General features: G+C 44.5%; 42 protein-coding genes and 1 pseudogene. 3 read left to right on the forward strand and 40 right to left on the reverse strand.

Annotated features, from left to right (window positions below; all coding sequences use genetic code 11):
- Nucleotides 1-63: 63 nt before the first annotated feature.
- The 5 genes and pseudogenes from CAL7507_RS16840 to CAL7507_RS16860 form a co-directional block, all read right to left on the reverse strand.
- Nucleotides 64-333, reverse strand: a pseudogene (locus CAL7507_RS16840) (Rpn family recombination-promoting nuclease/putative transposase); the annotation flags it as partial.
- A gap of 75 nt (nt 334-408) precedes the next feature.
- Nucleotides 409-918: a hypothetical protein gene (locus CAL7507_RS16845; RefSeq protein ID WP_015129690.1), complete on the reverse strand. Its 510-nt coding sequence runs from the start codon at nt 916-918 to the stop codon at nt 409-411.
- Between the two features lie 311 nt (nt 919-1,229).
- Nucleotides 1,230-1,688, reverse strand: coding sequence for a DUF29 domain-containing protein (locus CAL7507_RS16850; RefSeq protein ID WP_015129691.1), 459 nt, complete (start codon nt 1,686-1,688; stop codon nt 1,230-1,232).
- Between the two features lie 76 nt (nt 1,689-1,764).
- Complete coding sequence (locus CAL7507_RS16855) at nt 1,765-2,607, reverse strand: ThuA domain-containing protein (protein WP_015129692.1); 843 nt, start codon at nt 2,605-2,607, stop codon at nt 1,765-1,767.
- Between the two features lie 132 nt (nt 2,608-2,739).
- Nucleotides 2,740-3,102 (reverse strand): helix-turn-helix domain-containing protein, encoded by a 363-nt coding sequence (locus CAL7507_RS16860; protein WP_015129693.1) that lies wholly within the window; start codon nt 3,100-3,102, stop codon nt 2,740-2,742.
- A gap of 224 nt (nt 3,103-3,326) precedes the next feature.
- Between CAL7507_RS16860 and CAL7507_RS16865 the strand changes: the two genes are divergently transcribed.
- Nucleotides 3,327-3,773, forward strand: a complete 447-nt coding sequence (locus CAL7507_RS16865) for a hypothetical protein (RefSeq protein WP_015129694.1) — start codon at nt 3,327-3,329, stop codon at nt 3,771-3,773.
- A gap of 9 nt (nt 3,774-3,782) precedes the next feature.
- Here CAL7507_RS16865 and prfA read toward each other — a convergent pair whose 3' ends face one another.
- The 34 genes from prfA to CAL7507_RS32410 form a co-directional block, all read right to left on the reverse strand.
- Nucleotides 3,783-4,883, reverse strand: a complete 1,101-nt coding sequence (gene prfA / locus CAL7507_RS16870; RefSeq protein WP_015129695.1) for a peptide chain release factor 1 — start codon at nt 4,881-4,883, stop codon at nt 3,783-3,785.
- 369 nt (nt 4,884-5,252) lie between these two features.
- On the reverse strand, nt 5,253-5,492 hold the full coding sequence (gene rpmE / locus CAL7507_RS16875) for a 50S ribosomal protein L31 (protein ID WP_015129696.1): 240 nt from the start codon (nt 5,490-5,492) through the stop codon (nt 5,253-5,255).
- A 145-nt stretch (nt 5,493-5,637) separates the two neighbouring features.
- Nucleotides 5,638-6,054 carry a 30S ribosomal protein S9 gene (gene rpsI, locus CAL7507_RS16880; RefSeq protein WP_015129697.1) on the reverse strand — a complete coding sequence of 139 codons (417 nt, stop codon included), beginning with the start codon at nt 6,052-6,054 and terminating at the stop codon, nt 5,638-5,640.
- Complete coding sequence (gene rplM, locus CAL7507_RS16885) at nt 6,054-6,509, reverse strand: 50S ribosomal protein L13 (RefSeq protein WP_015129698.1); 456 nt, start codon at nt 6,507-6,509, stop codon at nt 6,054-6,056. The genes rpsI and rplM overlap by 1 nt, the downstream gene beginning before the upstream one ends.
- 24 nt (nt 6,510-6,533) lie before the next feature.
- Nucleotides 6,534-7,388 (reverse strand): tRNA pseudouridine(38-40) synthase TruA, encoded by an 855-nt coding sequence (gene truA / locus CAL7507_RS16890; RefSeq protein ID WP_015129699.1) that lies wholly within the window; start codon nt 7,386-7,388, stop codon nt 6,534-6,536.
- Between the two features lie 110 nt (nt 7,389-7,498).
- Nucleotides 7,499-7,849 (reverse strand): 50S ribosomal protein L17, encoded by a 351-nt coding sequence (rplQ, locus tag CAL7507_RS16895; RefSeq protein WP_015129700.1) that lies wholly within the window; start codon nt 7,847-7,849, stop codon nt 7,499-7,501.
- A 33-nt stretch (nt 7,850-7,882) separates the two neighbouring features.
- Complete coding sequence (locus CAL7507_RS16900) at nt 7,883-8,830, reverse strand: DNA-directed RNA polymerase subunit alpha (protein ID WP_015129701.1); 948 nt, start codon at nt 8,828-8,830, stop codon at nt 7,883-7,885.
- Between the two features lie 298 nt (nt 8,831-9,128).
- A complete protein-coding gene (rpsK, locus tag CAL7507_RS16905; RefSeq protein WP_010998331.1) occupies nt 9,129-9,524 on the reverse strand; it encodes a 30S ribosomal protein S11 in 396 nt (131 codons plus the stop codon).
- A 54-nt stretch (nt 9,525-9,578) separates the two neighbouring features.
- Nucleotides 9,579-9,959: a 30S ribosomal protein S13 gene (gene rpsM, locus CAL7507_RS16910; protein ID WP_015129702.1), complete on the reverse strand. Its 381-nt coding sequence runs from the start codon at nt 9,957-9,959 to the stop codon at nt 9,579-9,581.
- Between the two features lie 115 nt (nt 9,960-10,074).
- Entirely contained in the window at nt 10,075-10,188 is a 114-nt protein-coding gene (gene rpmJ / locus CAL7507_RS30930; RefSeq protein ID WP_015129703.1) for a 50S ribosomal protein L36, read from the reverse strand.
- A 117-nt stretch (nt 10,189-10,305) separates the two neighbouring features.
- Nucleotides 10,306-10,530 (reverse strand): translation initiation factor IF-1, encoded by a 225-nt coding sequence (infA, locus tag CAL7507_RS16915; protein WP_006276978.1) that lies wholly within the window; start codon nt 10,528-10,530, stop codon nt 10,306-10,308.
- A 198-nt stretch (nt 10,531-10,728) separates the two neighbouring features.
- Nucleotides 10,729-11,280: an adenylate kinase gene (locus tag CAL7507_RS16920; RefSeq protein WP_015129704.1), complete on the reverse strand. Its 552-nt coding sequence runs from the start codon at nt 11,278-11,280 to the stop codon at nt 10,729-10,731.
- A complete protein-coding gene (gene secY, locus CAL7507_RS16925; RefSeq protein ID WP_015129705.1) occupies nt 11,280-12,593 on the reverse strand; it encodes a preprotein translocase subunit SecY in 1,314 nt (437 codons plus the stop codon). The genes CAL7507_RS16920 and secY overlap by 1 nt, the downstream gene beginning before the upstream one ends.
- 131 nt (nt 12,594-12,724) lie before the next feature.
- Nucleotides 12,725-13,168 carry a 50S ribosomal protein L15 gene (gene rplO, locus CAL7507_RS16930; protein ID WP_015129706.1) on the reverse strand — a complete coding sequence of 148 codons (444 nt, stop codon included), beginning with the start codon at nt 13,166-13,168 and terminating at the stop codon, nt 12,725-12,727.
- Nucleotides 13,169-13,212: 44 nt separating this feature from the next.
- A complete protein-coding gene (gene rpsE, locus CAL7507_RS16935; protein WP_015129707.1) occupies nt 13,213-13,740 on the reverse strand; it encodes a 30S ribosomal protein S5 in 528 nt (175 codons plus the stop codon).
- 93 nt (nt 13,741-13,833) lie between these two features.
- Nucleotides 13,834-14,196, reverse strand: coding sequence for a 50S ribosomal protein L18 (rplR, locus tag CAL7507_RS16940; protein WP_015129708.1), 363 nt, complete (start codon nt 14,194-14,196; stop codon nt 13,834-13,836).
- 2 nt (nt 14,197-14,198) lie between these two features.
- Entirely contained in the window at nt 14,199-14,747 is a 549-nt protein-coding gene (gene rplF / locus CAL7507_RS16945) for a 50S ribosomal protein L6 (RefSeq protein WP_015129709.1), read from the reverse strand.
- A gap of 66 nt (nt 14,748-14,813) precedes the next feature.
- Nucleotides 14,814-15,215: a 30S ribosomal protein S8 gene (gene rpsH, locus CAL7507_RS16950; protein ID WP_015129710.1), complete on the reverse strand. Its 402-nt coding sequence runs from the start codon at nt 15,213-15,215 to the stop codon at nt 14,814-14,816.
- Between the two features lie 21 nt (nt 15,216-15,236).
- Nucleotides 15,237-15,785, reverse strand: coding sequence for a 50S ribosomal protein L5 (gene rplE, locus CAL7507_RS16955; RefSeq protein WP_015129711.1), 549 nt, complete (start codon nt 15,783-15,785; stop codon nt 15,237-15,239).
- A gap of 115 nt (nt 15,786-15,900) precedes the next feature.
- Nucleotides 15,901-16,251, reverse strand: coding sequence for a 50S ribosomal protein L24 (gene rplX, locus CAL7507_RS16960; protein ID WP_015129712.1), 351 nt, complete (start codon nt 16,249-16,251; stop codon nt 15,901-15,903).
- Nucleotides 16,251-16,619 carry a 50S ribosomal protein L14 gene (gene rplN, locus CAL7507_RS16965; protein WP_015129713.1) on the reverse strand — a complete coding sequence of 123 codons (369 nt, stop codon included), beginning with the start codon at nt 16,617-16,619 and terminating at the stop codon, nt 16,251-16,253. The genes rplX and rplN overlap by 1 nt, the downstream gene beginning before the upstream one ends.
- Nucleotides 16,620-16,660: 41 nt before the next feature.
- The gene (rpsQ, locus tag CAL7507_RS16970; protein ID WP_015129714.1) at nt 16,661-16,912 is read right to left on the reverse strand and encodes a 30S ribosomal protein S17; all 252 of its coding nucleotides are present in this window, start codon (nt 16,910-16,912) and stop codon (nt 16,661-16,663) included.
- 6 nt (nt 16,913-16,918) lie between these two features.
- Nucleotides 16,919-17,146 carry a 50S ribosomal protein L29 gene (rpmC, locus tag CAL7507_RS16975; protein ID WP_015129715.1) on the reverse strand — a complete coding sequence of 76 codons (228 nt, stop codon included), beginning with the start codon at nt 17,144-17,146 and terminating at the stop codon, nt 16,919-16,921.
- Nucleotides 17,147-17,149: 3 nt separating this feature from the next.
- Nucleotides 17,150-17,575: a 50S ribosomal protein L16 gene (gene rplP / locus CAL7507_RS16980; protein ID WP_015129716.1), complete on the reverse strand. Its 426-nt coding sequence runs from the start codon at nt 17,573-17,575 to the stop codon at nt 17,150-17,152.
- A 109-nt stretch (nt 17,576-17,684) separates the two neighbouring features.
- Nucleotides 17,685-18,461: a 30S ribosomal protein S3 gene (rpsC, locus tag CAL7507_RS16985; RefSeq protein ID WP_015129717.1), complete on the reverse strand. Its 777-nt coding sequence runs from the start codon at nt 18,459-18,461 to the stop codon at nt 17,685-17,687.
- A 55-nt stretch (nt 18,462-18,516) separates the two neighbouring features.
- On the reverse strand, nt 18,517-18,870 hold the full coding sequence (rplV, locus tag CAL7507_RS16990) for a 50S ribosomal protein L22 (protein ID WP_015129718.1): 354 nt from the start codon (nt 18,868-18,870) through the stop codon (nt 18,517-18,519).
- A 70-nt stretch (nt 18,871-18,940) separates the two neighbouring features.
- Nucleotides 18,941-19,219, reverse strand: a complete 279-nt coding sequence (gene rpsS / locus CAL7507_RS16995; RefSeq protein WP_015129719.1) for a 30S ribosomal protein S19 — start codon at nt 19,217-19,219, stop codon at nt 18,941-18,943.
- Nucleotides 19,220-19,363: 144 nt separating this feature from the next.
- A complete protein-coding gene (gene rplB / locus CAL7507_RS17000; RefSeq protein ID WP_015129720.1) occupies nt 19,364-20,227 on the reverse strand; it encodes a 50S ribosomal protein L2 in 864 nt (287 codons plus the stop codon).
- A gap of 153 nt (nt 20,228-20,380) precedes the next feature.
- Nucleotides 20,381-20,695, reverse strand: a complete 315-nt coding sequence (locus CAL7507_RS17005) for a 50S ribosomal protein L23 (protein WP_015129721.1) — start codon at nt 20,693-20,695, stop codon at nt 20,381-20,383.
- Nucleotides 20,688-21,320: a 50S ribosomal protein L4 gene (rplD, locus tag CAL7507_RS17010; RefSeq protein ID WP_015129722.1), complete on the reverse strand. Its 633-nt coding sequence runs from the start codon at nt 21,318-21,320 to the stop codon at nt 20,688-20,690. The genes CAL7507_RS17005 and rplD overlap by 8 nt, the downstream gene beginning before the upstream one ends.
- 273 nt (nt 21,321-21,593) lie before the next feature.
- The gene (gene rplC / locus CAL7507_RS17015) at nt 21,594-22,235 is read right to left on the reverse strand and encodes a 50S ribosomal protein L3 (RefSeq protein ID WP_015129723.1); all 642 of its coding nucleotides are present in this window, start codon (nt 22,233-22,235) and stop codon (nt 21,594-21,596) included.
- A gap of 46 nt (nt 22,236-22,281) precedes the next feature.
- Entirely contained in the window at nt 22,282-22,527 is a 246-nt protein-coding gene (locus CAL7507_RS30935; protein WP_083862905.1) for a hypothetical protein, read from the reverse strand.
- A 526-nt stretch (nt 22,528-23,053) separates the two neighbouring features.
- Nucleotides 23,054-23,410, reverse strand: a complete 357-nt coding sequence (locus CAL7507_RS17020) for an HNH endonuclease (RefSeq protein ID WP_015129724.1) — start codon at nt 23,408-23,410, stop codon at nt 23,054-23,056.
- 96 nt (nt 23,411-23,506) lie between these two features.
- Nucleotides 23,507-23,671 (reverse strand): hypothetical protein, encoded by a 165-nt coding sequence (locus CAL7507_RS32410; protein WP_160166342.1) that lies wholly within the window; start codon nt 23,669-23,671, stop codon nt 23,507-23,509.
- A gap of 20 nt (nt 23,672-23,691) precedes the next feature.
- On the opposite strand from CAL7507_RS32410, the gene CAL7507_RS33715 reads away from it, so the two are divergent.
- Both CAL7507_RS33715 and CAL7507_RS17025 read left to right on the forward strand, forming a co-directional pair.
- Nucleotides 23,692-23,799, forward strand: coding sequence for an element excision factor XisH family protein (locus CAL7507_RS33715; RefSeq protein ID WP_369750944.1), 108 nt, complete (start codon nt 23,692-23,694; stop codon nt 23,797-23,799).
- Nucleotides 23,800-23,857: 58 nt separating this feature from the next.
- A complete protein-coding gene (locus CAL7507_RS17025; RefSeq protein WP_015129725.1) occupies nt 23,858-24,190 on the forward strand; it encodes a XisI protein in 333 nt (110 codons plus the stop codon).
- A gap of 111 nt (nt 24,191-24,301) precedes the next feature.
- Here the strand turns inward: CAL7507_RS17025 and CAL7507_RS17030 are convergent, their stop codons facing one another.
- Nucleotides 24,302-24,580: a DUF5678 domain-containing protein gene (locus tag CAL7507_RS17030; RefSeq protein ID WP_015129726.1), complete on the reverse strand. Its 279-nt coding sequence runs from the start codon at nt 24,578-24,580 to the stop codon at nt 24,302-24,304.
- Between the last annotated feature and the right edge of the window lie 31 nt (nt 24,581-24,611).

The following is a 24,611-nucleotide window of genomic DNA, read 5'->3' on the forward strand; positions in this document are numbered from 1 at the left end:
AAAATCTGGAGAGGCGCAAACCAAATTTGGCCTCATTCACCCATAAAACTTACCGCATCTTTCTCAAGGCTGACTTTGTGTTATTTGTCTGACTGCTTCGACACTTAAATCTAACGCCTCTGCTACTTGTTCTACAGTCAACCCAACTGCCAGCATTGCTGGTACTGCTTTTAGTTTACCTTTAAGTTCACCCTGTTCAATGCCTTGTTCAATGCCTTCCTGAAAGGCTTCCTGATAAAATCTGGTTTGCTTTAATTCGCTTAAGCCAAACATTTGCTCCATATCCTCCCTACTCATTATGGGAAACTTGTAAAACAAGATAGTTTCTATTAGATGTTAGGAAATTCTTGAAATATTCGATAGAAAATACTGTCGGTTTTCACGATTTTTGACTAAGATTTTAAAATTTCAATTTTTGCTCATACTTTCTGTTTCCTCTTCTGAACCATCTCTGACTTGCAGCAAATGTTCTTTTGATATCCCTAATATGCGTGAGAGTGGCGCTAATAAAATATCATCAACTACTTCGCCAGCGTAAATATTATTCAGTTCCGTAGGAGATATTTTGAAGGTATCGCAGAATTTAGTAAATTCTTGACTATTCAAGTCTAGCTCCTTTTGTCTCTCACCCAATAAAAGAGCGATCGCTCTAGTTCCATACTTTGGGCGCTCACTGATTTTGATATATTTTTTCATCATCTGCTTGACTTGACTGGTATCACCGCCAGTTTTTCTAATTAAATCAGTGCAAGCTATTTTCAGTGCTTTGGTTAAAACTGCTTCCTCATTTAAAAACTTAATAACTTCGCTGGCATATTCCTGTTTAAAAAAACCGACCAAATCGCCTTTATGGTAAATTGGTATGTAGGGAGTCTTTGATGAACATTCCCAATCCAAGATTTCATTATGTAGCGACATATCTGCACCCTGAGAAAATTTAAGCCTTCACCATTTTAAAGCCCTTTTTCATCACCCGCCAGGGGTTACACTATTTTAAATGTGGGATTGTGTTGACGTACTATCTCGCCCCTTTAAACCCGCTATATAAGCTTTTTAGCTACACATGTAGATATATCTCTGATCAGCCAAATCTAGCTTGATCATTAATATGATTGTTAGCAAACTGACACCAATAAGCACAGAAATCTAATGAATCTTTGAGCCAGGGAAAGCGTTGAAAAGCTTTGTCTATTCCCATATGATAAATTCATCAAGAAAAATACCAGAAATTAACCTTCCCAGTCTTGACTAGTATCACAGAGAAAATTTTCTGCGATCGCATCCTCAAATAAATAAGGGCTATTCTCTGGAAAAGTTCTTAATGGTAAATTAGTTTCTCGTAGCGCTAAATCGACTCCCGCCTCAAAGCCATCTAACAAAGCTTCTGCGATGCGAGACTTTAAACTAGGATTCTGTCTTAGATGTCTCAGGATAGTGCGGCGTTGTTCTCGAATTGTTAAAAACCAACTGCGAGAGCGTTGTTCTGGTTGATACTCCCACTTCAAGAGGTGTCCGAGTAATACACTCAAGCGACTTACCAATTCCCTATACTCCTGTCTCCCCAAAGCTTGAATTTCCTCTTGCAGATGTAGCCAGTCTAGTTGCTGAACTAGCCTCTGCTCTAAAGCTTGAGCCTGTTGCTGTGTCCATCCATAGAAGTCTTGGTCATATAGAAAAGGTTTGTCCATATCCATCCATAATAGATTAAGATAAAGCCACTTTTGTCAATCAGTTAAAATACTCAAAATGTTATTAGTTAAATTACTACTTTGGCAATTTCTCACGAGGATCAGGAATAAAGCCAGCTGCCCACAGAATACCTCTTGCTAACATATCAAGATAAACAGGATCTCTAAATGTGTCCTCAGAATGTCCCAAAGTGGTTCCGAAAACACGCGCTTTTCCATAGGTGCTAATCCAGGCGACAGGATAGGCAGAACTATTCGTATTGTTAATAGCCGTAGCTAGCACTTTTGTTTTTGGCCAGATTTTCTCAATCACATACAGTTCATCGCTGTTAACAACCCAGTTATCAGGAACTGCTATCATAATCGGATGGTTTGGCAAAACTTTCGATATTGAGTATCGGTCCAGATTCTCGTGTTTGTAACTGCTGACTCCCAGAAACTGACGCCAGTCATCAATTTCCGCTGCACGATAGGTATGCATAGCACAGTGAATCACCACCGCTGGTGTACCTGATGCATGTACCCTGGTAATTTTTTGAATGTAATCTGGATCAGATGTGTCCGCAAAACATTCATTGTGAACAATGATATCGTATCCCTTTGCCCAGTCAGGGTTGTTATAAAGAGGGATCTGCGCTTTCGTGCCATTCCCTCCTTCATCGATAATTTTCCAGTCATCTGCCGTAAATTTCTTTACCGCCTCTAGAATTGCCGCAGTTTGAAAATTATAATTGTGACAGCATCCACCGGTAATTAGCAAACCGTGCAGACGCCTTTTTGGCATAGACTCAAGTAGGGAAGATTTATCATCTTTTTTTTTATATACATTTTTGGATGGTGGAGACTCAGCACAAGTCGGCGTGGAAAAAAATAAAATAAAAAACGCTAAAAATATGCATTTAGAAAACTTTTTGATCATTTTTCAATGTCCTTGTGCATTGTGGTAAGAGTAGCCAGTTAGCATTTTACTGCCACACATCGTCTGCAAATCTTACTTTCGGTGCAAGGATAATCTTGCGGTTTTTAGCTGCTAATCATACCGAACCAATATTCAAATTGCTTTTGCTTCATCTACTGACGCTTCAGCCGCAGTAGCTAATCTATCCATCGCAGCTCTACCAATAATTGCTACTTCACTCAATGGCATAGACTTGATATACTTGACTATCTGGTTAACATCCGATGATTCTGACATTGGTTTCAAACCAAGGTAGTTAAGCAGTTCCTCCATTGTATAACCCGCTCTGGCGGCGATGTTAGCCAAGTTCTGTGTATCTGGAATTGATTCTCCCTTTTCCCACAGTTGTACTGCAGTCGCGGAAACGCCCAGCAGCTTACCAAAACCCCTTTGACTCATAGAACCACGAGCCATTTTCACAACTTCAATAAGTTTCTTTCTCGCCTCTAAATCCACTGGTGTAGTATTTTTCCACTCAACTTACTGGTCTACTTTGTTGCCGATAAATTTTTAATTTAGGCATTTACAAGTTAGCTTGCTAATGGTATTCTAAATGTAGAATTGCAAATTGCAACTCTACCTGCAAGTGCATCTCTAGAAAGCATCATTAGACTAATTTATTTTATCGTGAAAATTCTTAAGAGTAAGCTTGCAATCAAATCATAGAGAAAGAGTGCATCATGTTTCGCAAGCTACGCAAAGGCAAGCAATATCGTCGTCAAGGTAAAAACTTGATAGCCACTAATAAGATTAAACCAGAACAGTGGCACATTTCCGACACAGAGGCTAAAGAAGCACTGCAAGGCCAAGGTTACGGTGTTAAGCAAATCAAAAAAATTAACTGCCTCAAGCATCAGGTTTGTATTTCCTTCTGGGATCACAAAGGTAATGTGTGCAGTAGCTTTTTCAGTTACCGAATTTTTGCACGTTGGCAAAAGGAAGTAGAAAAGTTAGTTGATGGCTGCCACACACTGAAGGAATTGATCAAATTAAATTACATTATGCAGTACGAATTTGCGTGTTATCACTACTCCTATAACGTGGAAGAGATACTTCAAGTGGCATTAGAAAACCGCTTATGTGTGTTAGATACAACAATACCACAAGCGGTTTTATCTGTTATTTAAAAACCCAGATTAGTTGGTAACACCAGAAGCAGCTAACTCTGCCAAACGTTCCTGCTGGTCTTGAGATATACAAGATTGGATCAGCGTCTCCAAATCGCCTTCTAAGACAGGATTCAAGGAATAGTTCTGTCCTAGACGGTGATCAGTGGCGCGGTTATCTTTATAATTATAAGTGCGAATTTTTTCCGATCGCGATCCTGTCCCGACTTGCGATCGCCTCATTGAAGTTACAGCTTCCTGTTGTTCACGTAACTTCATCTCATACAACTTCGCCCGCAAGATTTGCATCGCCCGTTCTTTGTTCTGCAACTGGCTACGCTCTTCTGTACAAAAAATCCGGATACCAGTCGGTTTGTGGAATAAGTCAGCGGCTGTTTCCACCTTGTTGACGTTTTGTCCACCAGCACCACCAGAACGCGCCGTACTCATTTCAATATCCTTGGGGTCGATGTGGATTTCCACCTCATCCACCTCAGGCATAATTGCTACAGTTGCGGTGGAGGTGTGAACCCGTCCCCCAGCTTCTGTTGCTGGTACACGCTGTACACGATGGACTCCGGCTTCAAACTTCAGTTTGCTGTAAACGCTATCACCCTGAATTTCTAGAATTACTTCTTTAAATCCGCCCATTTCACCTTCAGATGCACTGACAGATTTTACTCGCCAGCCCTGGACATCGGCATAGCGGGAGTACATTCGCAGTAAATCTCCTACCCAGATACTAGCTTCATCACCACCAGTACCAGCACGAATTTCTAACATGATGTTTTTATCATCATTGGGATCGCTGGGTAACAGTAAAACCTTCAACCTATCCTCTAGATAGTTAAGTTTTTGTACCAGTTCATCTACTTCCAGGGCTGCCATTTCTTGCAACTCCGGATCGCTATTGGCTTCTTTGAGTACCTGACGTGCCCCTGATAATTCTTCCTGGGCAGTTTTCCAAGTATCGTAGGTATTAACTACCTCTTCCAATGAAGAACGAGACTTGGCAATTTTTTGATACTCATCAGGATTGCTAGCGGTATCTGGGTCACCAAGACGACGGGTTAATTCATTAAAAGTTTGTTCAACAGATTTGAGTTTTTCTAGTAGGTATGTTTCAGCCATGACAACAACGCTCCTTAAAAATAACAAGTTGGCTCAAGCAGTAACAGTTATCAGTTACCTATACTGAGCGAAGTCGAAGTATCAGTTAACAGCTTCATCGTTTGGCAAGATACGACACCAACTGCCCCTAAAGTGACTTCGGGGTTTATCTTTTGGGCGCTTTTACGACTGTAGGACTTACGCAAAATGTGACCGAAAACCTGATTTTTACGTAGGGGTAATTCATGTAGACGCAGAGCGGCTTCCCGCAGGGTATTACCCCTACTGTCGTTGTGTTGTGCGTAAGTCCTGGACTGATAACTGTTAACTGATTAAAATGACAAACGACCCAGCAGATGCAGGGTCGTCGTTAACAGCAGAGCCAACTCGCTACTTTTTGTTTGTATCGTCAGCTGCTTGAGTGCTAGACATACCGTATTTGCGGAGGAAGCGTTCTACGCGACCTTCGGTGTCAATAATTTTCTGAGTACCAGTGTAGAAGGGGTGGTTTCCAGACCAAACATCTACATGCAGTTCTGGCTTGGTAGAGCCTACAGTCATTACAACTTGACCGTTGCAGTAAACTTTAGCATCTGGATACCACTTGGGATGAAGATCAGATTTTGCCATTGTTCCTTTTGTGGTGAATCTATTAAAAATTATAACTTTTAGACGAGGTCAGATACTAGGAACTGAGGATTTTAGATTTTAGATTTTGGATTTTAGATTGAAGCTAAATTCAAAATTGAATTCCCCAATACCCAATACCCGATACCTATCGTTTGGAGTACTGAGGTGCTTTGCGGGCTTTGTGCAAACCGTATTTTTTCCGCTCTTTTGCTCTGGGATCGCGAGTCAAGTAGCCTTCTGTTTTTAACGGTGAGCGATTATCTGGGTCTAGTTGACACAAGGCGCGGGCAACTCCCAGGCGAATAGAATCAGCTTGTCCGGTCAAACCACCACCTTCAGCTTTAACCAAAATGTCGTATTCGTTTTCCAGTCCCAACGTTTCTAAAGGAGCTTTAATCACGCCTAAATAGTTGGCGTTGAATTGGAAATACAATACTCCGTCCTTGCCATTCACGGTCAGCTTACCTTCGCCTGGAACCAGACGGACCCGTGCGACTGAGGACTTACGACGGCCAGTGCCCCAATATACGGCGCGACCGCTGTTAGCTTCTGCTACTACCATTAGTTTTCTGCTCCTGGAATTGTACTAATTTTCAGTTCTTTGGGTTGCTGTGCTTCGTGGGGGTGAGTAGGCCCAGCATAGACTTTCAGCTTGGTAAATAAGTGCTTACCCAAGCTATTTTTGGGTAGCATACCTTTGATAGCGTGTTCGACAATCCTTTCTGGTAGGCGCTGTTGCAGCTTGGCAAAGGTTTCTGTTTTCATCCCCCCAGGACGACCTGAATGGCGACGGTAGAGCTTTTGAGTGCGTTTTTTGCCTGTAACTGCGACTTTTTCGGCATTAATCACAATGACAAAATCGCCTGTATCCATGTGGGGAGTGAATTCGGGTTTGTTTTTGCCTCGTAACACCTGAGCGATTTCGCTGGCGAGACGACCGAGGCGTTGGTCGGTGGCATCTACTATGTACCACTCGTGTTGGAGGGATTTTTGAGGAGGAAGGTAGGTTTTAGTCATTTGTCATTTGTCCTTTGTCCTTTGTCAAGAGTCATTTGTTGTTACTAATGACTCTTGACTAATAATTAACTTTGGCAGGGTGTCGTACCAAATCTCTTGAGGAAAGGGAAAGTCTGGATAGCCGACTCGCAATAGGCATAAGCCTTGGGGAGGTGCGGCATATTTGACTTCTTCCCGGCGCTTTTCTTGCCAGAGTTGGATAAAGTTTGTCAGGGGACGTTGCCCAGAACCTACTTGTACCAACATGCCTACCAAGAGCCGCACCATGCCATACAAAAATCCATCTGCCTGAATTTCAATATGGATAAATGGCCCACTGCGAATACACTCTGCTGCTTGCACTTCTACCCAGGAATGCGATCGCTTTGACCCGGCGCGATGGAAAGCTGCTAAATCATGCTTTCCCAGCAGAGGTTTTAGGGCGGCCTGGATTAGCGATTCGTCCAGGGTTGCATAATAATAATGCCAACTGAAGGGCGACACGAACAAGTTCGGTCTGTCTTCAGTGAACAGTGTGTAACGATACCGTCGATAGGCTGCACTAAAGCGAGCGTGCCAGCGGCTCTCTACACTTGCTGAAGCTCTTATTAATATATCTTGGGGCAGATAGCTATTAAGAATAGTTGCCCATTTGTGTGGCGGGATCAAACCTGTGGCTTCAAAATGGGCTACTTGAGCTGCGGCGTGAACCCCGGCATCGGTTCGCCCTGCCCCATGTAGTGTTACATGATACCCAAGAACTTGGGCGATCGCTGTTTCTACTTCTTCTTGGACTGTACGCTGTTGGTTTTGCCTTTGCCAGCCATGAAAATGAGTGCCCTGGTATTGAATTACCAGAGCTACTCTGTGAGTTTCTGTAGGCTGGTGGCTATCTAACATACATGTCGTTTGTCATTTGTTTAGAGGATTTACGGTGTTCAAAGTAAAATCTTTGACTTTTAGCCTCTCTCTGCGGGAGAAGACCGCAGCGTCTCCTCTTGACTCTTGACTTAAACTAGTTCAATTATTGCCATTTCAGCATTATCACCCCGACGAGGTACGGTATGCAGGATGCGGGTGTAACCACCTTGGCGATTAGCATACCGAGTTGGTGCTTGCTCAAATAGAGCATGAACTAGTGATTTATCGTAAATATAGCCAAGAGCTTCTCGGCGTGATGCTAAGGAGCCGTTTTTGGCTAAGGTGATCATTTTGTCCACTTCGCTTCGCAGAACCTTAGCTCGGATTAAAGTGGTGGTGATTCTACCATGACGCACCAGTTCGGTGGTCAGCGCGCGTAGCAGGGCGCGGCGCTGGTCTGCTGGTTTACTGAGTTTTTTGACCCGACAACGGTGACGCATAACAATCCACTATGAATTATGAACGGTTTGGGCTTAGGTGTGCTTGGAGCCTCTTTCTTGGGGTAGGGTGATACCTAGGCGTCGCTGTAAAGCTTCAACAACCTCTTCTGCTGACTTCTGACCAAAGTTTTTAATTTCTAACAGGTCTTCTTGGGTGTAATCCAATAAGTCGGCTACAGAGTTAACTTGCGCTCGTTTGAGACAGTTATATGCCCGTACAGAAAGCTGTAACTCTTCGATGGGAATTTGGGCGGTGGGATCGTCTGGAATATCTGAGCCGGTATCCGTTGGTTCCAGTGAGATATCTTTCAACGGGTTGAATAAATCTACGAGAATTCCCGCAGCCGATGATAGTGCTTCTTGGGGGGAGACACTACCATTTGTCCAAACTTCTAATAGCAGTCGATCTTTAGTGATGGAACCTTCACCACGGGCTTCTTCGACGCTATAGTTAACTTTTCTGACTGGCATAAACACTGAGTCGATTTGCAGAAAGTCCAAAGATGTGGCTTCCTCTCGTCCCCGTTCTACAGTGCGATAACCTTTACCTTTTTCGATCCGAAATTCCATTTCCAGTTTGCCCCCCTCCGCTAGAGTGGCTACATACTGGGTCGGGTCGATGACTTCTACTTCACTGGGTAAATCAAAATGTGCCGCAGTGACTGTTGTCGGACCGTTAACGAGCAAGCGACCAATCTGGGGTTGAGAGGAATAGCTTTTGAGGATGACTTCCTTCATTTTCATGAGGATTTCCAGTACGTCTTCTCGCACGCCTGGAACTGTGGCAAACTCGTGTGAAACGCCCGCAATCCTAACTGCTGTAACTGCTGTACCCTCTAGATTAGACAGTAAAACTCGCCTCAATGCGTTGCCAACTGTCGTTCCTTGTCCACGTTCTAGAGGTTCGAGGACAAATTTACTATAATGGCTTCGACTTTCTTCAGTACTTGACTCTACACATTCAATTTGAAATTGCGCCACGGAGTTGCCTCCCTTTCCTTAAGGTGCTGCTAACAGGCAAATCAATTGCCTCCCGAATTTACTTCCTAACCCTGAGCTAGTTTCAGGTAGATCAAACTTTTAACATCCAATGTTGGTAGAGTTTGATTCCCCTATTAAGCTCATGGGCGCTAATGATATTTTGGGTTTTCTGAAGTTGAGTAGCTCTCTCAATGGGAGGAGCTGTCGATTTTTTGCCGCCCAAGCTGGCTAAAGTTGATCAATCTTCATCCTGCGATCGCCGTAAACTAGATGTTCAAGCAGCAATCACAGGTTATTTCTAAACTCGGCGGCGCTTGGGTGGACGGCAACCATTGTGAGGAATTGGGGTAATATCCCGAATCAGTGTAATTTCCAGGCCTGCTCCTTGGAGGGCGCGGATAGCAGTTTCTCTACCTGCTCCTGGACCACTGACCATGACCTCAATTTGGCGCATTCCTTGATCGATGGCTCGGCGAGCGGCGCTTTCTGCGGCGGTTTGTGCTGCAAAGGGAGTTCCCTTTTTTGCTCCCTTAAAACCGCTAGAACCTGCACTAGCCCAGGATATGACATCGCCGTTTTGATCGGTAATGGTGACAATGCTATTGTTGAAAGTAGACTGGATGTAAGCCATCCCGTTGGGTACGTTCCGTTTCTGCTTTTTGCTCCCGGATTTTTTTGTTGGTTGTCGCGCCATATTTGTCTAGTTAATTTAAGGTAAGGCTTGCTAACAAGAGCAAGCGTTGAAATATTATTTGCCTGGTGCTTTCTTCTTCCCAGCCACTGTCTGCCTTCTTCCACGACGGGTTCTGGCATTTGTACGGGTTCTTTGTCCTCTTACTGGTAGTCCCATACGATGACGGCGTCCCCTGTAAGTGCCAATGTCAACGAGGCGCTTAATGTTCATCGCCTCCCACCGCCGCAAATCTCCTTCAACTTGATAGTTGCTCTCGATTTCTCCTCGCAGGGCGGTGACGTCAGCATCACTTAATTCTTTAACACGAGTGTCTGGGTTGACACCTGTGGCCGCTAAAATCTCTTGCGACCTAGATAAACCAATTCCGTAAATGTATGTTAGACCTATCTCAACGCGTTTATCGCGTGGCAGGTCTACTCCGGCAATCCGTGCCACAATGAATCTCTCCCTCTTGTTTTCGCAATTGCTGTTGAAAAAACGCGATTAATCGCATTTCGATTTGTTACTGGTGTTTTTATGTCCCAGTGGAACTACTCTGATGCTCAGAGCGTTATCCTTGACGTTGCTTGTGCTTGGGATTAACACAAATCACCATGACGCGACCACGACGTTTGATCACGTTACACTTTTCACAGATTTTTTTGACTGAGGCTCTGACTTTCATGCCTTTATTAGTTTGACTCCAAATAGGACATTATAGCATTTTTTAGGAAAATAGTCAGTTAGATCACTAGGCACTACCTAACATGGTGATTTTATGGTAGGATTTTCTACATAATACTTACTTCTTGCGTAGTCGGTAGGTAATTCTACCCTTTGTCAAGTCGTAGGGGGTTAACTCCACTTTGACGCGATCGCCAGGTAAAATCTTGATGTAATTACGGCGAATTTTGCCAGAAATGTGTGCCAGTACGTTAAAGCCATTGTCTAAATCAACGCGAAACATCGCGTTGGGCAATGACTCCGTAACTGTGCCTTCCATTTCAATCAAATCTTGCTTAGACAATTTGTTTTTTCCTCAACTCAACAATCTCCTATTCTGTTGCAGTACCTTCACCTGCAAGAGAACACATTTCACGAAAAATATCAACAGTTTATTAATATATCTTAGCGAAATTTTGCGTTTATCTTGACGAGAGTGGGGAAGATGAGGAAGCAATGAATAATCACTATTTCCTCTTATCCTCCTCATCCTCCTTATACCTCAAGCGATTACTTTCTGTAATTCGGTAGTGACTTCTTCTGGGGATTGATTGCCGTTGACAGTGAGCAGCTTTTGGCGATCGCCATAATAATCAATCAAGGGTGCCGTCTCGTCACGGTAAACTTCTAAGCGACGACGAATCACTTCTTCGCTATCATCTTTTCTACCGCGTTCCAGTAGACGGGCGACGACAATTTCATCTGGCGCATCCAGATTAACTACCCTTTCATCATTCTGATTAATTGTCACCAACAATTCATCCAAAAAAGCTGCTTGTGACACATTGCGGGGAAAGCCATCTAAAATCCAACCAGATTGAGCATCTGGTTGAGAGAGACGTTCCTTGACCAAGTTTTGTGTTAACTCGTCAGGAACTAACTCACCTCTATCAAGATAACTTTGAGCTATGGTTCCTAAAGGAGTTTGCTCTTTGATAGCTTGTCTAAATATTTCCCCGGTAGAAATGTGAGGAACATGCAAGAATTCAGCTAAAGCTTGAGCTTGAGTTCCCTTACCAGCCCCTGGCGGTCCCAAGAAGATTAATCGCGTCACTATTGTTTCACCATTCCTTCGTAGCGCTGAGAGATCACATAGGTTTGGACTTGTTTAGCTGTCTCAATCGCCACACCAACTAGAATCAACAAAGAAGTTGCTCCTAATCCCTTAAAGGTTGGGACACCCAAAGCACTTTCGACAGCGGTGGGGATAATAGCGACAAAGCCCAAAAAGATAGCACCTAAGAAAGTCAGTCGATTAATCACCCGCTCGATATATTCACTTGTCGCCTTACCTGGACGAATTCCTGGAATACTAGAACCCATTTTCTTTAAGTTCTGTGCCACATCTACAGGGTTGACAATCAATGAAGAGTAGAAGTAACTAAAGAAAACAATAGAAATCAGGTACACCAAGGCATAAGCCCAAGCTTGAGAGCCACCGGGACTCAAATAATTGTTAACGATGTTTGCCAATTCCGGATTTTTAGTGAAGTTAGCAATCAGTAGTGGCAAACTGAGGATGGCAGCAGCAAAAATGATGGGCATAACGCCGCCAGCATTCAGCCGCAGAGGTAAGTAGCTGCGTTGTTCAGCCAGAACCCGCCGGCCAACTTGGCGACGAGCTGAAATAATGGGGATGCGGCGAATGCCTTCCTGAACAAAGACAATACCAACAATTGTAAACAGGAATACTAATACCAGTACAATCACGCGACCCACTATTTCCCGTCCGCCAACTTGCACCAAGTCGATGGTATCACCCAGAGATTTAGGTAGTGAGGCAACAATGTTGACAAAAATCAACAAAGATGCGCCATTACCAATACCTCGTTCTGTAACTAGTTCTGATGCCCACATCACGAACATGGAACCAGCAGTCAGAGCGATCGCCGTTTCAGCTACAAATATGGGGCCTGGCTCTAAAGCAAATTGTTGCAAGAATAAAGCCGAAAAAGCCGTACTTTGAATAATTGCCCAACCGACGGTGACATAGCGAGTAATTTGCGAAATTTTCCGCCGTCCCGCTTCACCCTCATTTTTCTGTAAATTTTCTAAAGATGGCAGTGCTGCGGTGAGCAACTGGATGATAATAGAGGCATTAATGAAGGGCAGAATCCCCAAAGCAAAGACTCCCAAAGTCGAAAGTCCCCGCCCAGAAAAAATATCCAATAAACCAAATATGGAGTTATTCCCTGAGATAGCTTCGTGGAAACGGTCTCGATTAATTCCCGGTACTGGCAAAAATATGCCCAGACGAACCAAAATTAGAATACCAACGGTAACCAGCAGCCTACCTCTTAACCCAGCTGCTTGGGCCATCTGCATAAAAGTTTCTTGAGCCGTGGGGGCTTTGTCGCGACTGATCATAGGTGCTACCTTTGAAAGTATGAAGTATGAAGTATAAAGTTTGAAGTATAAAGTATGTAGACGCCCATAGGGCGGCTAACAGAAGGGTAGTATAAATTTTTCTCTATCCTTCATCCTTCATGCTCCATCCTTTATGAAACTTCCCAACTCCCACCAGCTGCTTCTATTTTGCTACGAGCTTGGGTTGTAAAAGCAGCCGCTTTCACTGTGAGGGGAATAGTCAATTCCCCATTACCCAAAACTTTCAGTGGTCCCTTGACAGCAGTAATGATACCTGCAACTTTTAAGGAATCCAAAGTTACTTCTGTGTTGGCAGGGAGTGAGGACAGCTTCTCTACATTAATCGTAGTGTAAATCTTCCGATTCACAATCGGAAAGCCTTTCAACTTAGGTAAGCGGCGGTATAACGGCTGTTGACCACCTTCAAAACCAGGTCGAGTACCACTACCAGAGCGAGATTTTTGACCCCGCATACCTAGACCAGCACTTGCACCTTGACCAGCTGAAATACCTCTACCTACGCGCTTACGGCGTTTCTTTGAGCCTTTTTGGGGCTTGGCATCGTTGAGTCTCATGATGTAAATAGTGATTTTTTACACAAATACTCTGGATTTCCCTACTAAATAATGTAGAGATTTTCAATAGGTACGCCCCGATCTTCAGCCACTTCGGACAAAGTCCGTAGTGTAGAGAGGGCGTTGACTGCGGCTCTAGCATTATTGAGTGGATTGTTGGAGCCTAGTTGCTTGGCTAGGACGTTGCGAACTCCAGCCAACTCCAGTACAGTCCGGACAGCGCCACCAGCAATTACACCAGTACCTGGTGCTGCTGGGCGCATCATCACCTTAGCTCCACCACCTGTACCATCAATGGGGTGGGGAATGGAGTTAGATTTGGTGATGGGAATATCAATCAGATGTTTTTTCCCATCGGCTACACCTTTTTTCACGGCACCGATAACATCTGAGGCTTTGCCTACTCCTACACCAACTTGACCGCGTTCGTTACCGACGACGACGATCGCTCGGAAGCTAAGTTTTTTACCTCCTTTGACGACCTTGCTCACTCGTCGGATCTGAATAACTCGCTCTTGCCAGTTGGTTTCTTCTTTCTTTGCGCGGTTAGCTTTACGACGACCAGTTGCCATAATTAATGCTCTCTCAATGTCAGTTGTCAGTCGTCAGTTGTCAGTTGTCAGTTGTCAGTTGCTACTGACTATAGACTATTGACCACTGACAATTTAGAAATCTAAACCAGCCTCGCGTGCTGCATCGGCTAGAGCTTTGATGCGTCCGTGATAAAGATTACCACCGCGATCAAAAACTACTTTTGTAATACCTTTTTCTAGCGCTCGCACTGCAATTAATTTACCAACTTGCGCTGATGCTTCACAGTTAGCGCCGGAAGCCAAGCTAGATTTCAACTCTGGTTCTACAGTCGAAGCTGCTACTAGAGTATTTTGCTCAGTATCATCAATTACCTGAGCATAAATGTGCTCATTCGAGCGAAATATGGCTAACCGTGGACGTTCCGAGGAACCGTTAACCTTACCACGAACGCGACGATGGCGACGCTGTTTTGATTCTCTACGAGTAAGTTTCATTTTTACTTCTTACCACCCTTACCAGTCTTACCAGCTTTACGTCTGACCACTTCACCGGTATAGCGAATACCTTTACCTTTGTAAGGTTCTGGTGGTCGAACGGCGCGAATTTTTGCGGCTGTATTGCCGACAATTTCTTTGTCATAGCCACTGACTATGACGTTAGTGGTTCCTTCAACTGCAAATTGAATTCCTTCTGGTGGCACAATTTGCACCTGATGGCTGTAACCCATGTTTAAAACTAGGTTACGACCTTGAAGCTGTGCCCGATAACCAACACCTTGAATTTCTAGACGGCGCTGGAAACCTTGAGAAACGCCCTCAACCATGTTGGCAACTAAAGTCCGGCTTAAACCGTGCAGTTGCCTAGAGGTGCGAGTTTCATCTCTACGTGTTACATGTAATATTTCCCCTTCTTGGGAAACTATGACATTTACCGGTAGGCTACGAGAAAGTTCACCTTTCGGGCCTTTCACCACAACCTTTGTGCCATCGATCGCCACTTGGACTTTAGCGGGAATAGGAATTGGACGTTTACCAATACGAGACATGATTTTGTGTCCTTTGTTTTTTGTCCTTTGTCTTTCACTAATGACAAATGACTAAATGACTAATGACTACCAGACGTAACAAAGTACTTCACCACCCAAGTTCTGCCGTCGCGCTTCGCGATCGGTCATGATGCCACTGGATGTAGAGATGATGGCAATACCGATGCCACCTAATACTCTTGGTAATTCTTTTTTGTTGGAGTAAACACGCAAACCTGGTTTGCTTACTCGCTTTAAGGCGGTAATTAGAGGCTGACGGTTCTTACCCTTGTATTTCAGGGCAATCACCAGATTTTTCTTCACCCCTTCTTCTACTTCTTCAAACTCAGCAACAAAGCCTTCATCCCGCAGCACTTTGGCAATACTACGTGTCATTTTTGTCGCTGGCACGAGTGTAGTTTGATGCCTCGCCAAATTGGCATTGCGGATGCGCGTCAGCATATCTGCAATTGTGTCGTTAGCCGCCATCGTTCCCTCTATAGATGAACTTTATTGATCGCGAAAAGGCATTCCTAATTCTTTAAGTAAGGCGCGCCCCTCTTCGTCGTTTTTTGCTGTGGTGATGATGGAAATATCCAGACCACGGATTTGATCGATGCTGTCGTATTCGACTTCTGGAAAAATTAGCTGTTCTCTGACACCCAGGGTGTAGTTGCCACGTCCATCAAAGCTTTTGGGACTAACGCCGCGAAAGTCTCGAATTCTGGGCAGTGACAGGCTAACAAGGCGGTCATAAAAGGCATACATCCGTTCACCTCTCAGGGTTACCATGATGCCAACCGGCATACCTTGACGAATTTTGAAGCCAGCGATCGCCTTTTTTGCTCGTGTCACTACTGGTTTTTGTCCAGTAATCAGCGCAATTTCGTTGATGGAAGCTTCCAGAGCTTTCGCATTTTGAGCCGCTTCGCCCAAACCCCTGTTGATAGTCACCTTAACCAACTTCGGTACTTGATGAACGTTGGTATATTGAAACTGATTTGTCAGCTTAGGGACGATTGTCTCTTGGTATAAGCTTTTGAGTCTTGTTGTCGCCATAGTTTTTTCCTGATTATCCCTGGTCTTGGTCAGGGAAAATTGAATTTTAGATTTTAGATTTTAGATTTTAGATTGAATTAAAATCTCATCTAAAAAATCGCCTCTTGGCAGATAACTATTTATCCAAAATCTCGCCAGTTTTCTTGAGTTTTCGTACTTTCTTACCTTCGGCTGTGAAGGTATAAGACACACGGCTGGCGACGTTTTGCTTAGTGGAATAGAGCATCACGTTAGAGCTATGAATAGGGAATTCTTGGGTGACAATCCGCCCTGATTCGCCTTCTTGCTGGGGCTTTACGTGCTTAGTTTTAATATTCACACCTTTGACAAGGACTTTACCGAGTTGGGGTAGTGCCTGAATCACTTCACCAACTTTGCCTTTATCTTTGCCAGCAATTACTTGTACAGTGTCGCCAGTTTTGACGTGCAGTTTGTAGAATTTAGGTTTTTCCTTTTGGCTGGGCATTACAGCACCTCCGGAGCCAGAGAAACGATTTTGGTGAAGTTTTTATCGCGCAGTTCCCGTGCTACTGGGCCAAAGACGCGTGTACCTCTGGGGTTGCCATCTTTGTTAATGATCACGGCGGCGTTATCGTCGAAACGAATACTCATGCCACTGTCTCGATTAATACTTTTGCGAGTGCGGACAATTACTGCCTCTACCACGTCAGACTTTTTGACAGCCATGTTGGGTTGGGCATCTTTGACAACGGCGATAATTTTATCGCCCACACCGCCGTAACGGCGATTACCAGCACCTAATACGCGGATGCACATTAGTTTGCGGGCACCACTATTATCGGCGACATTGAGGTAGGTTTGGGGTTGAATCACAATTTATCTCCCTTGTGGAGTTGTTAATTTGATAACAACTATTAACTTGTAGCTTTGGTGTTGAGGATTTCTGTGATTTGCCAGCGCTTGGTTTTGCTCAAGGGTCTGGTTTCCTGAATACGAACGCGATCGCCCACTTTGCTCTTATTTTCTTCATCGTGGACTTTGTAGCGCTGGGTTTTGACTACAATCTTGCCGTACTTGGGGTGAGGAGCGCGGTTTTCGATGGCGACTACCACCGTTTTTTGCATTTTGTCACTCACTACCAAGCCAACTCGTTCTTTGATTGCCATAATCTCCTACTTTTCTTCTTGAGCTGATTGACTTGCTGCCCGTTGGCGTTCTCCCTCTACCGTCAGCAATTGGGCTAGGCGGTGGCGGGCGTGTCTGAACTGGTGGGGCTTGTCTAGCTGTCTGGTGGCCTTTTGCAAGCGCAACTGAAATAGTTGTCTTTTTACAGCAATAATTTCATCAGATAGCTTATCGTCGCTTAATTCTCTAGCTTCCGAAATCTTGGGAAGAGGCATGACCTACTCCTGCTCCTCTACTTGAGGGCGCACAATAAATTTGGTTTTAATTGGCAGTTTAAATGAAGCCAAGCGCATGGCTTCACGGGCAATTTCTTCAGTCACGCCAGCGATTTCAAACAAAATTCGCCCTGGCTTGACTACAGCCACCCAAAATTCTGGTGAACCTTTTCCGGAACCCATCCGGGTTTCTGCAGGACGCATGGTGACAGGTTTATCAGGGAAAATCCGAATCCAAATCTGTCCACCCCGGCGAATATAACGGGTCATGGCTCGACGGGAAGCCTCGATTTGCCGGGAGGTAATCCAAGCAGGCTCTTGGGCTTGCAGGGCAAAATCGCCGAAATTGAGAGTGCTACCACGGGAGGCTAGACCCTCCATCCGTCCGCGCTGTTGTTTGCGGAATTTAGTTCTTCTAGGACTTAACATGACTAGGTACTAGGTATTGGGTATTGGGCGTTGGGCGTTGGGCATTGGGCATTGGGCATTGTTAATTCTCTATGCCCAATGCTCCATTCCCCAGTCCCCAGTCCCTTTTTTATCCTTCATTTGAGCGGTCTTCAAATTGCTGGCGACGGCGTTGTTGTTGACGGCGACGGGGTTCGCGATCACGATCGCCTCGTTCGCGATCACGTGGTGCTGGTGGTAGTGTAGTCTCTTCCTGTCCGGGGATTATTTCTCCCTTGAACACCCACACTTTGATACCCAAAATGCCGTAAACCGTTTTCGCGGTGCAGTAGGAGTAGTCAATGTCAGCCCGTAAGGTATGTAGAGGTACTCTACCCTCACGAGTCCACTCTGTCCGGGCAATTTCTGCTCCGTTGAGCCGTCCGCTGACTTGGACTTTAATTCCTTGCACACCGGCACGTTGGGCACGCTGAATAGCTTGCCTAACTACGCGTCGGAAAGAAACGCGGCGCTCTAGTTGTTGAGCGATATATTCGGCAATTAAGTAGGCATCAGCATCAACTCGTTGCACTTCCACAACGTTGATGCGAATTTGGCGATTGCTACCCAAAAGGTCTTGGAGTCCGGTACGCAGTGATTCGATACCTTGTCCACCGCGACCTACTACTACGCCTGGTCTAGCTGTGCGGACTTCTAAGTCGATTTGGTCGGCTTTGCGCTCAATCCGTACTTCAGAAATCCCGGCATTGTTTTGAGCCAGTCTACCCAGCTTTTTTTCTATGTATTGGCGGAGTTTGTAGTCTTCTTGTAGAAGTTCTGGATAGCGTTCAGGAACGGCAAACCAACGGGATTGATGCTCGTGTGTAATACCCAGGCGAAAGCCAACTGGATGAATCTTCTGTCCCACAAATGCTTCCTCTAAAAATTTCTTACTTTAACGCAATTTTTTTGTGTAAGCGTGCTTATTCAGCCGCGGCCCCAACAGCCACGGTGATATGACACGTTGGCTTGCGAATTTGGTAAGCTCGTCCTTGGGCTCTGGGCTGGAAGCGCTTCAGTACTGGACCTTGATCGGCGTATGCCTGAGTAATGATCAATTCAGCTCGGTCTAATCCGGCGTTATGCTCGGCATTAGCGGCGGCGCTTCTGAGAACCTTTAATATAGGATCGCAGGCTCTATAAGGCATGAATTCTAGGATGATCAGCGCTTCTCGGTACGATCGCCCCCGAATTTGATCGAGTACACGACGGACTTTATAGGGAGAAATGCGAATAAAACGAGCGATCGCTTTGACTTCAGTTGTATCAGTAGCCATATTTTTTTCCTTTTGTCAATGGTCAAGAGTCAAGAGTAATTACTTTGGACTTTTGACTCTGGACTCTTGACTATCTGCCAGATTTTTTGTCACTTTTCCCATGTCCCCTGTAGGTACGTGTGGGAGCAAATTCACCCAACTTGTGTCCCACCATTTGCTCACTGACAAAAACCGGCACATGTTGGCGTCCGTTGTGAACAGCGATCGTGTGACCGACCATCAGGGGCAAAATAGTCGAGGCTCTCGACCAAGTTTTAATAACTTGTTTTTCGTTTTTAGCGTTCAGCCTCTCAATCTTGGTGAGTAAATGATCCGCAACGAAAGGACCTTTTTTTAGAGAACGACCCATAGTGCAATTTTGGATTTTGGATTTTGGATTTTGGATTTAGAATTTCGGATTTTGGATGATTAGGTATCTTAATAAAACTCTAAAATTTCTGAGTGCTAATTAAGTAAACCCCAATCTAAAATCCAAAATCTCAAATCTAAAATTCTATGACTCACGACCACCACGGCCGCGTTTAGACGATTTGCGGCGACGACGCACAATCAGTTTGCTGCTGGCTTTCTTTGGCTTACGTGTCTTCGCACCCAAAGTAGGTTTACCCCAAGGTGTCACAGGACCCGGTCTACCGATAGGCGCTCTACCTTCACCACCTCCATGTGGGTGGTCTACAGGGTTCATCACACTACCTCTGACCTTAGGACGGCGACCCTTCCAGCGATTGCGTCCAGCTTTACCTGCACTCAGGTTTCTCGCGTCGGTGTTGCCTACTTGTCCGATAGTGGCGTAGCATTCGCGCCGAATCAAGCGGACTTCTCCTGAAGGCAACTTGAGTGTTACGTAATTACCTTCTTTAGCCACTACTTGGGCAGTAGCACCGGCAGCACGGACAATTTGACCACCTTTTCCGGCCTTCAACTCCACATTGTGAACGCTGGTTCCCAAGGGAATATTAGCCAGAGGTAAAGCGTTACCAATTTCAAATGGAGATTCTGGGCCAGCAATCACTGTGGCTCCAACTTTAATTCCATTAGGGTGAAGAATATATCTCTTTTCACCATCTTGATAAAACAGCAGCGCAATCCGTGCATTGCGATTGGGATCGTATTCAATTGCTGCGACTGTGGCGGGAATACCCCGCTTGTCTCTTTTGAAATCGATGATCCGATAAAGCTGCTTGTGACCACCACCCCGACGACGGCTAGTAATCCGTCCCAGGTTATTTCTACCTTTGGGGCGATGTACGTATTCAGTTAGGGATTTTTCTGGCTCGGTTTTGGTAATTTCCGCAAAGTCGGAAATTGTGACTTGCCGAGTACTAGGGGTATAAGGGCGATAAGAACGAGTACCCATAAACGATTTTGGATTTTGGATTTTGGATTTTGAATTTACTTAATTTTGGATTTTGAATTTTGGATTTAATGAGTGTTTAACTAATTGCCACCATCTTTGGTACTTATTCAGAAAACTCTCAATCTAAAATCTAAAATCTAAAATCTAAAATTCCTAGACCTCTGGGAATAGAACTTGTCTAATCTTCTCTACGTCCCCAGGTGCGATGGTGACAATAGCTCGCTTATATTGGGGTTTGTAACCTACAAATTTACCAACTCGACGCTTTTTGCGTGGTGGTAAGGCAGTATTGACTTTGACAACCTTGACTTGAAACAAGTCTTCAATTGCTGCCCTGATTTCTGGTTTTGTAGCCTTAGGAACGACTTCAAAAGTGTATTTATTCTGCTCCATCAGGATAGTCGCCTTTTCTGTAACAATTGGGCGACGCACTAAGTCAGGAAGGTTACGGGGGTCAAACTTAGGCACTGTAGACCTCCTGAATTTTTTCTAAGGCTGATGCCGTCAGTACAATTTTGTCAGCGTGCAGCAAATCGTAAACGTTTAGCTGGTTGGCTGGAATTAGTTTCAAATTTTCGATATTGCGAGCTGAAAAATAAACGTTGTCCGCAATCTCGTTCAAAATTAACAGTGTTTTATTTTCTGGTGCTGCACCCCAACGAGCTAGTGCTGCGACTAATTCTTTGGTCTTGGGGCGAGATAGCTGTTCGCTAAATTCTTCCACCACAATCAAATCATCAATGCGGCTGACTAATGCTGTTCTCAGGGCTAAACGCCGTTCTTTGCGGTTCAATTTCAGGTTGAACTCTCTGGGTTTTGGCCCGAAGATCACACCACCACCACGCCACAATGGTGAACGAATAGATCCAGCACGCGCCCTACCCGTACCTTTCTGCCGCCAGGGTTTGCGGCCACCACCTCTAACTTCGGAACGAGTTTTTGTACTAGCTGTTCCTTGACGAGCATTGGTTAATTGTCTGACCAAGGCTCGATGCACAATATGTGCTGCTGTTTCTTCTTTAGCAACACGCAACTCGAAGGTTGTTTCTCCGACTTGCTCTCCTTGCCAATTTTTAACTACACTCTCGGCCATCTTTTTGTCCTTTGTCGGTTGTCAGTTGTCAGTTGCTAATGACTTATGACTATTTATACGTATTCAGCAACGCCAGTCCGACGCCACTTGCTACAACGAGGGGAACTCCAACAGAAAGCTTGCTCAAGTTGATCTGACTGCTTATGGGGTTGGAGGAGTTTGTGCGGACTGACGTGGGAACCCTCCTACTCGGCTGGCTCCTCAGTACTCAGCACTCACTACTATCAGTTGTCAGTTATCCTGAGTTTTGCTGCTGACGCTGACAGCCAACAACTATTTTTGTCTACCTACGATATTTGCAGGCACGATGCTCACTAAAGCACCTGGCTTCCCAGGAATTGCTCCCTTAATCAGTAATAAGTTACGTTCCGCATCTACTCTGACTACAGTCAACTTGCGAATTGTAATGCGCTTGCCGCCTAAACGACCTGCCATCCGCTTACCTGGATAAACACGACCTGGTGTTGTACCAGCGCCGATGGAACCAGGCGCTCTGTGGTTTTTGGAACCATGTGACATGGGACCGCGACCAAAGTTGTTGCGCTTTTGGTTGCCGGCAAAACCGCGACCGATACTTGTACCGATTACATCTACAATCTGACCCGCACTAAAAATATCCGCTTTAATCTCTTGACCTAAAGCATAATCGCCGACAGCATCTGTGTGATACTCACTCAAGTGACGTAAGGCCGGAGCAGACGATTTTGCTAGATGTCCTAGCAGTGGTCTGTTCAAAGCCTTTGGCTTAACTGCGCCGAAGCCGACTTGAATGGCGGCGTAACCGTCGGTCTGTTTCGTTTTAACTTGGGTAACGGTGCATGGACCTGCCTGAATGACGGTGACAGGAATCGCTCTTCCTGCTTCGTCAAAAATTTGGGTCATGCCCAGTTTGGTGCCGAGAATACCTACAGACACAGTTACTGGTTCTCCTTAATCTAGTTGCTAACCTTGGAATCGGACTCTAAAAGACAGGCTTTTTAGACTGCGGTTGAGATGGGACGAGTCTCCGATATTGAGAATTGCTCACGCCGTTCTCAATTCTCCGGGACATAAACAGCCATGTCTTCACTGCTTGGTGAATCCGTCTACTTTCACTCACTGGGTCACCAGAACAGCCATAAGCGTCTTCCCGATGGGAAGTAATAACTTCTGGAATTAAGGCAAGGCTTGAGAGCTTTGCACTTCGTGCAGCAATGCTTTCGTCCAAGCATTTGCTTAGGCACTTTCTGGCGGCAATGCTTTAGGCGAGTTTCCTACGCCAATACAGCGACTGCCGTGTTGTAGTTGGACTTAAGCGGTTTTTGCCACTCAGTATCCATTGGCTGAGGCTGATGCAATGCCATAAACCAACATTGCGGCTCAGTTTTCTACCTCACTCAACACCTTAAACTATAGCTCAAGGTTTTGCCTTGTTCCTAGAAACTATAGGAGTGAACTTAGTCTGGAGCTTAAAGATTGGCCTGAGTTTTTCAGCCATTAGCTCCTGATTGACCTGAAAGCTTTCCTAGTTTACCAATCTATTGTCATCTTTGCTAGTTGAATCTACTGTGGACTCAAATTCTTAGCTTTGAATAGAATGGCAGCCTAATGTACACGCTTGGTCACAATCTAATAATATAAATTATTTATTTGATTTTGTCTAGTGGGTTTAGATGAAAAATATCTGGATGCTGGAGCGAATGAGTGTGAGATGCGATCGCTCTTTTTTCTACATCGGCATCTTGGCAGTTTGTTTAATCTTCTGGAAGATGCCAACCCGCAAGTACCCAATAACTGCGAACTTCCAGAGCATCTGCATCCTCACTCAAATGTAAAGCGGCAACAGTAGCTCTACCAGTAGCTGTTTTACCAACGATGCGTACTCCATCATCACTCCAGTAAAAATGCTCAGACCAAACTTGAGTACGAGGGTTAAATAGCTTTACCGTCTCACCTGTTTCTGCATCCACCCCTGTAGTTTTATCACATTTGTAGCCATTACAAAGTGGACAAGCTAGCCACAAGTTTGATTCATCATTACTACCATTTTTAGATATGGGAATAATGTGTTCAATTTCCAAACGTGCCATTACTAAACGCTGAGGACTCAAGCAATAGCTACAGCGATTTCCTTTGCTTTTTGTGCCAGCGTTTCAGGGAGTTGAAGGGTGACAATTTCAGTCATTTGCTACCTGCTTGCCTTTTACTTATGATTGTATCTGCGAAAGAGCGATCGCTCTCTCCTCTGCGGTTTGTTCAATCCTCTGGAGAATGCCAACCCGCAAACACTGAGTAACTGCAGACTTCCAGTGTAACTGGATCATCTTTAAACTCTCCACGCGGATGCAGGCGTAGCGCAGAGTGAGGAGCATTTGTCGATATACGTCTTATCATTTATCGAAGTGCGTTACAAGAACAAGAAGCCAATCGCATTTTATATTTAGCAGTTCCTAGCACTGTTTATAATGAGTTTCTATACTCCCATTTATTCAATCTGTAATTAAAAGTAATCAACTCTATTTGCTAATTTATAATATTGAGCAGGAGGCAATTTCACAGTGGCAAAGCTAGATGAATATCGACAATATATTAAAAATTTGCTGCAACAACACGCCAGTACTGTTTGGGATAATCGCGTTCAAGCACAGACAATTTTTGATACAGAACAAGATCATTATCAATTAGTTTATGTAGGTTGGCGTAACCAAAACCGCATCTATGGGCCGGTTCTCCATCTAGATATTATTGAAGATAAAATCTGGATTCAGCAAGATGGAACAGAGGTAGGAATTGCTAATGAATTGGTTGAATTAGGTGTCCCAAAAGAGGACATTGTTTTAGGTTTTCAATTACCCTCTGTAAGGAAATATACGGATTTTGCTGTTAGTTAATTAACTTTGTAAAAAAAGAGCGATCGCCTTCTTCTCTCTACATCCTCTGTGGTTTATGAAAAAAGCGATCGCTATATAGTAGAATCTTCTCGCCATGTAAAAACAATTTGCTCAATAATTTGGCTGCCTATCATGGCGAGCAACTGAACGAAAGCGAATTGGTAAAATTTGAACAGAAGCTGTGTGATGAGGAACCAAATAAATTGCAAAAGCTTGCTTTGAAGCATTTCCTAACGCTAAAACTTCACGTAAATTATCACTATGAGCTATTAAACCATTTGCATTATAAGCAATATATTGATTTCGGTATGAATCTAACAACATTTGGCGATTACGGTTCAGCCACTTAAGCATCTGCCGATTTTCTTCTGGCGAAGGTTTGGTACTCATAGATTTATATGATATAAAAAGTGGCAATTTT

Origin of the sequence: Calothrix sp. PCC 7507, assembly GCF_000316575.1 — a bacterium.
In the GTDB taxonomy this organism is placed as follows: Bacteria; Cyanobacteriota; Cyanobacteriia; order Cyanobacteriales; family Nostocaceae; genus Fortiea.

Bases quoted from the DNA above. Each gene is read 5' to 3' on its own strand.
- rplP (WP_015129716.1), bottom strand. From the start codon at position 17,575: ATGTTAAGTCCTAGAAGAACTAAATTCCGCAAACAACAGCGCGGACGG.
- CAL7507_RS16855 (WP_015129692.1), bottom strand. From the start codon at position 2,607: ATGATCAAAAAGTTTTCTAAATGCATATTTTTAGCGTTTTTTATTTTA.
- rplE (WP_015129711.1), bottom strand. From the start codon at position 15,785: ATGGCGACAACAAGACTCAAAAGCTTATACCAAGAGACAATCGTCCCT.
- CAL7507_RS16845 (WP_015129690.1), bottom strand. From the start codon at position 918: ATGTCGCTACATAATGAAATCTTGGATTGGGAATGTTCATCAAAGACT.
- rpsQ (WP_015129714.1), bottom strand. From the start codon at position 16,912: ATGGCAATCAAAGAACGAGTTGGCTTGGTAGTGAGTGACAAAATGCAA.
- CAL7507_RS32410 (WP_160166342.1), bottom strand. From the start codon at position 23,671: ATGCTCCTCACTCTGCGCTACGCCTGCATCCGCGTGGAGAGTTTAAAG.
- CAL7507_RS16850 (WP_015129691.1), bottom strand. From the start codon at position 1,688: ATGGACAAACCTTTTCTATATGACCAAGACTTCTATGGATGGACACAG.
- rpsE (WP_015129707.1), bottom strand. From the start codon at position 13,740: ATGGCAACTGGTCGTCGTAAAGCTAACCGCGCAAAGAAAGAAGAAACC.
- rpmC (WP_015129715.1), bottom strand. From the start codon at position 17,146: ATGCCTCTTCCCAAGATTTCGGAAGCTAGAGAATTAAGCGACGATAAG.
- rplV (WP_015129718.1), bottom strand. From the start codon at position 18,870: ATGGCTACTGATACAACTGAAGTCAAAGCGATCGCTCGTTTTATTCGC.
- rplX (WP_015129712.1), bottom strand. From the start codon at position 16,251: ATGCCCAGCCAAAAGGAAAAACCTAAATTCTACAAACTGCACGTCAAA.
- prfA (WP_015129695.1), bottom strand. From the start codon at position 4,883: ATGGCTGAAACATACCTACTAGAAAAACTCAAATCTGTTGAACAAACT.
- rpsS (WP_015129719.1), bottom strand. From the start codon at position 19,219: ATGGGTCGTTCTCTAAAAAAAGGTCCTTTCGTTGCGGATCATTTACTC.
- secY (WP_015129705.1), bottom strand. From the start codon at position 12,593: ATGATCAGTCGCGACAAAGCCCCCACGGCTCAAGAAACTTTTATGCAG.
- rplQ (WP_015129700.1), bottom strand. From the start codon at position 7,849: ATGCGTCACCGTTGTCGGGTCAAAAAACTCAGTAAACCAGCAGACCAG.
- rpsK (WP_010998331.1), bottom strand. From the start codon at position 9,524: ATGGCGCGACAACCAACAAAAAAATCCGGGAGCAAAAAGCAGAAACGG.
- CAL7507_RS16865 (WP_015129694.1), top strand. From the start codon at position 3,327: ATGTTTCGCAAGCTACGCAAAGGCAAGCAATATCGTCGTCAAGGTAAA.
- rplF (WP_015129709.1), bottom strand. From the start codon at position 14,747: ATGTCTCGTATTGGTAAACGTCCAATTCCTATTCCCGCTAAAGTCCAA.
- rpmE (WP_015129696.1), bottom strand. From the start codon at position 5,492: ATGGCAAAATCTGATCTTCATCCCAAGTGGTATCCAGATGCTAAAGTT.
- rplO (WP_015129706.1), bottom strand. From the start codon at position 13,168: ATGAGACTCAACGATGCCAAGCCCCAAAAAGGCTCAAAGAAACGCCGT.
- CAL7507_RS17030 (WP_015129726.1), bottom strand. From the start codon at position 24,580: ATGAGTACCAAACCTTCGCCAGAAGAAAATCGGCAGATGCTTAAGTGG.
- rplD (WP_015129722.1), bottom strand. From the start codon at position 21,320: ATGGCCGAGAGTGTAGTTAAAAATTGGCAAGGAGAGCAAGTCGGAGAA.
- rpmJ (WP_015129703.1), bottom strand. From the start codon at position 10,188: ATGAAAGTCAGAGCCTCAGTCAAAAAAATCTGTGAAAAGTGTAACGTG.
- truA (WP_015129699.1), bottom strand. From the start codon at position 7,388: ATGTTAGATAGCCACCAGCCTACAGAAACTCACAGAGTAGCTCTGGTA.
- rpsI (WP_015129697.1), bottom strand. From the start codon at position 6,054: ATGGTAGTAGCAGAAGCTAACAGCGGTCGCGCCGTATATTGGGGCACT.
- rpsH (WP_015129710.1), bottom strand. From the start codon at position 15,215: ATGGCGGCTAACGACACAATTGCAGATATGCTGACGCGCATCCGCAAT.
- rplB (WP_015129720.1), bottom strand. From the start codon at position 20,227: ATGGGTACTCGTTCTTATCGCCCTTATACCCCTAGTACTCGGCAAGTC.
- rplM (WP_015129698.1), bottom strand. From the start codon at position 6,509: ATGACTAAAACCTACCTTCCTCCTCAAAAATCCCTCCAACACGAGTGG.
- rplR (WP_015129708.1), bottom strand. From the start codon at position 14,196: ATGAAACTTACTCGTAGAGAATCAAAACAGCGTCGCCATCGTCGCGTT.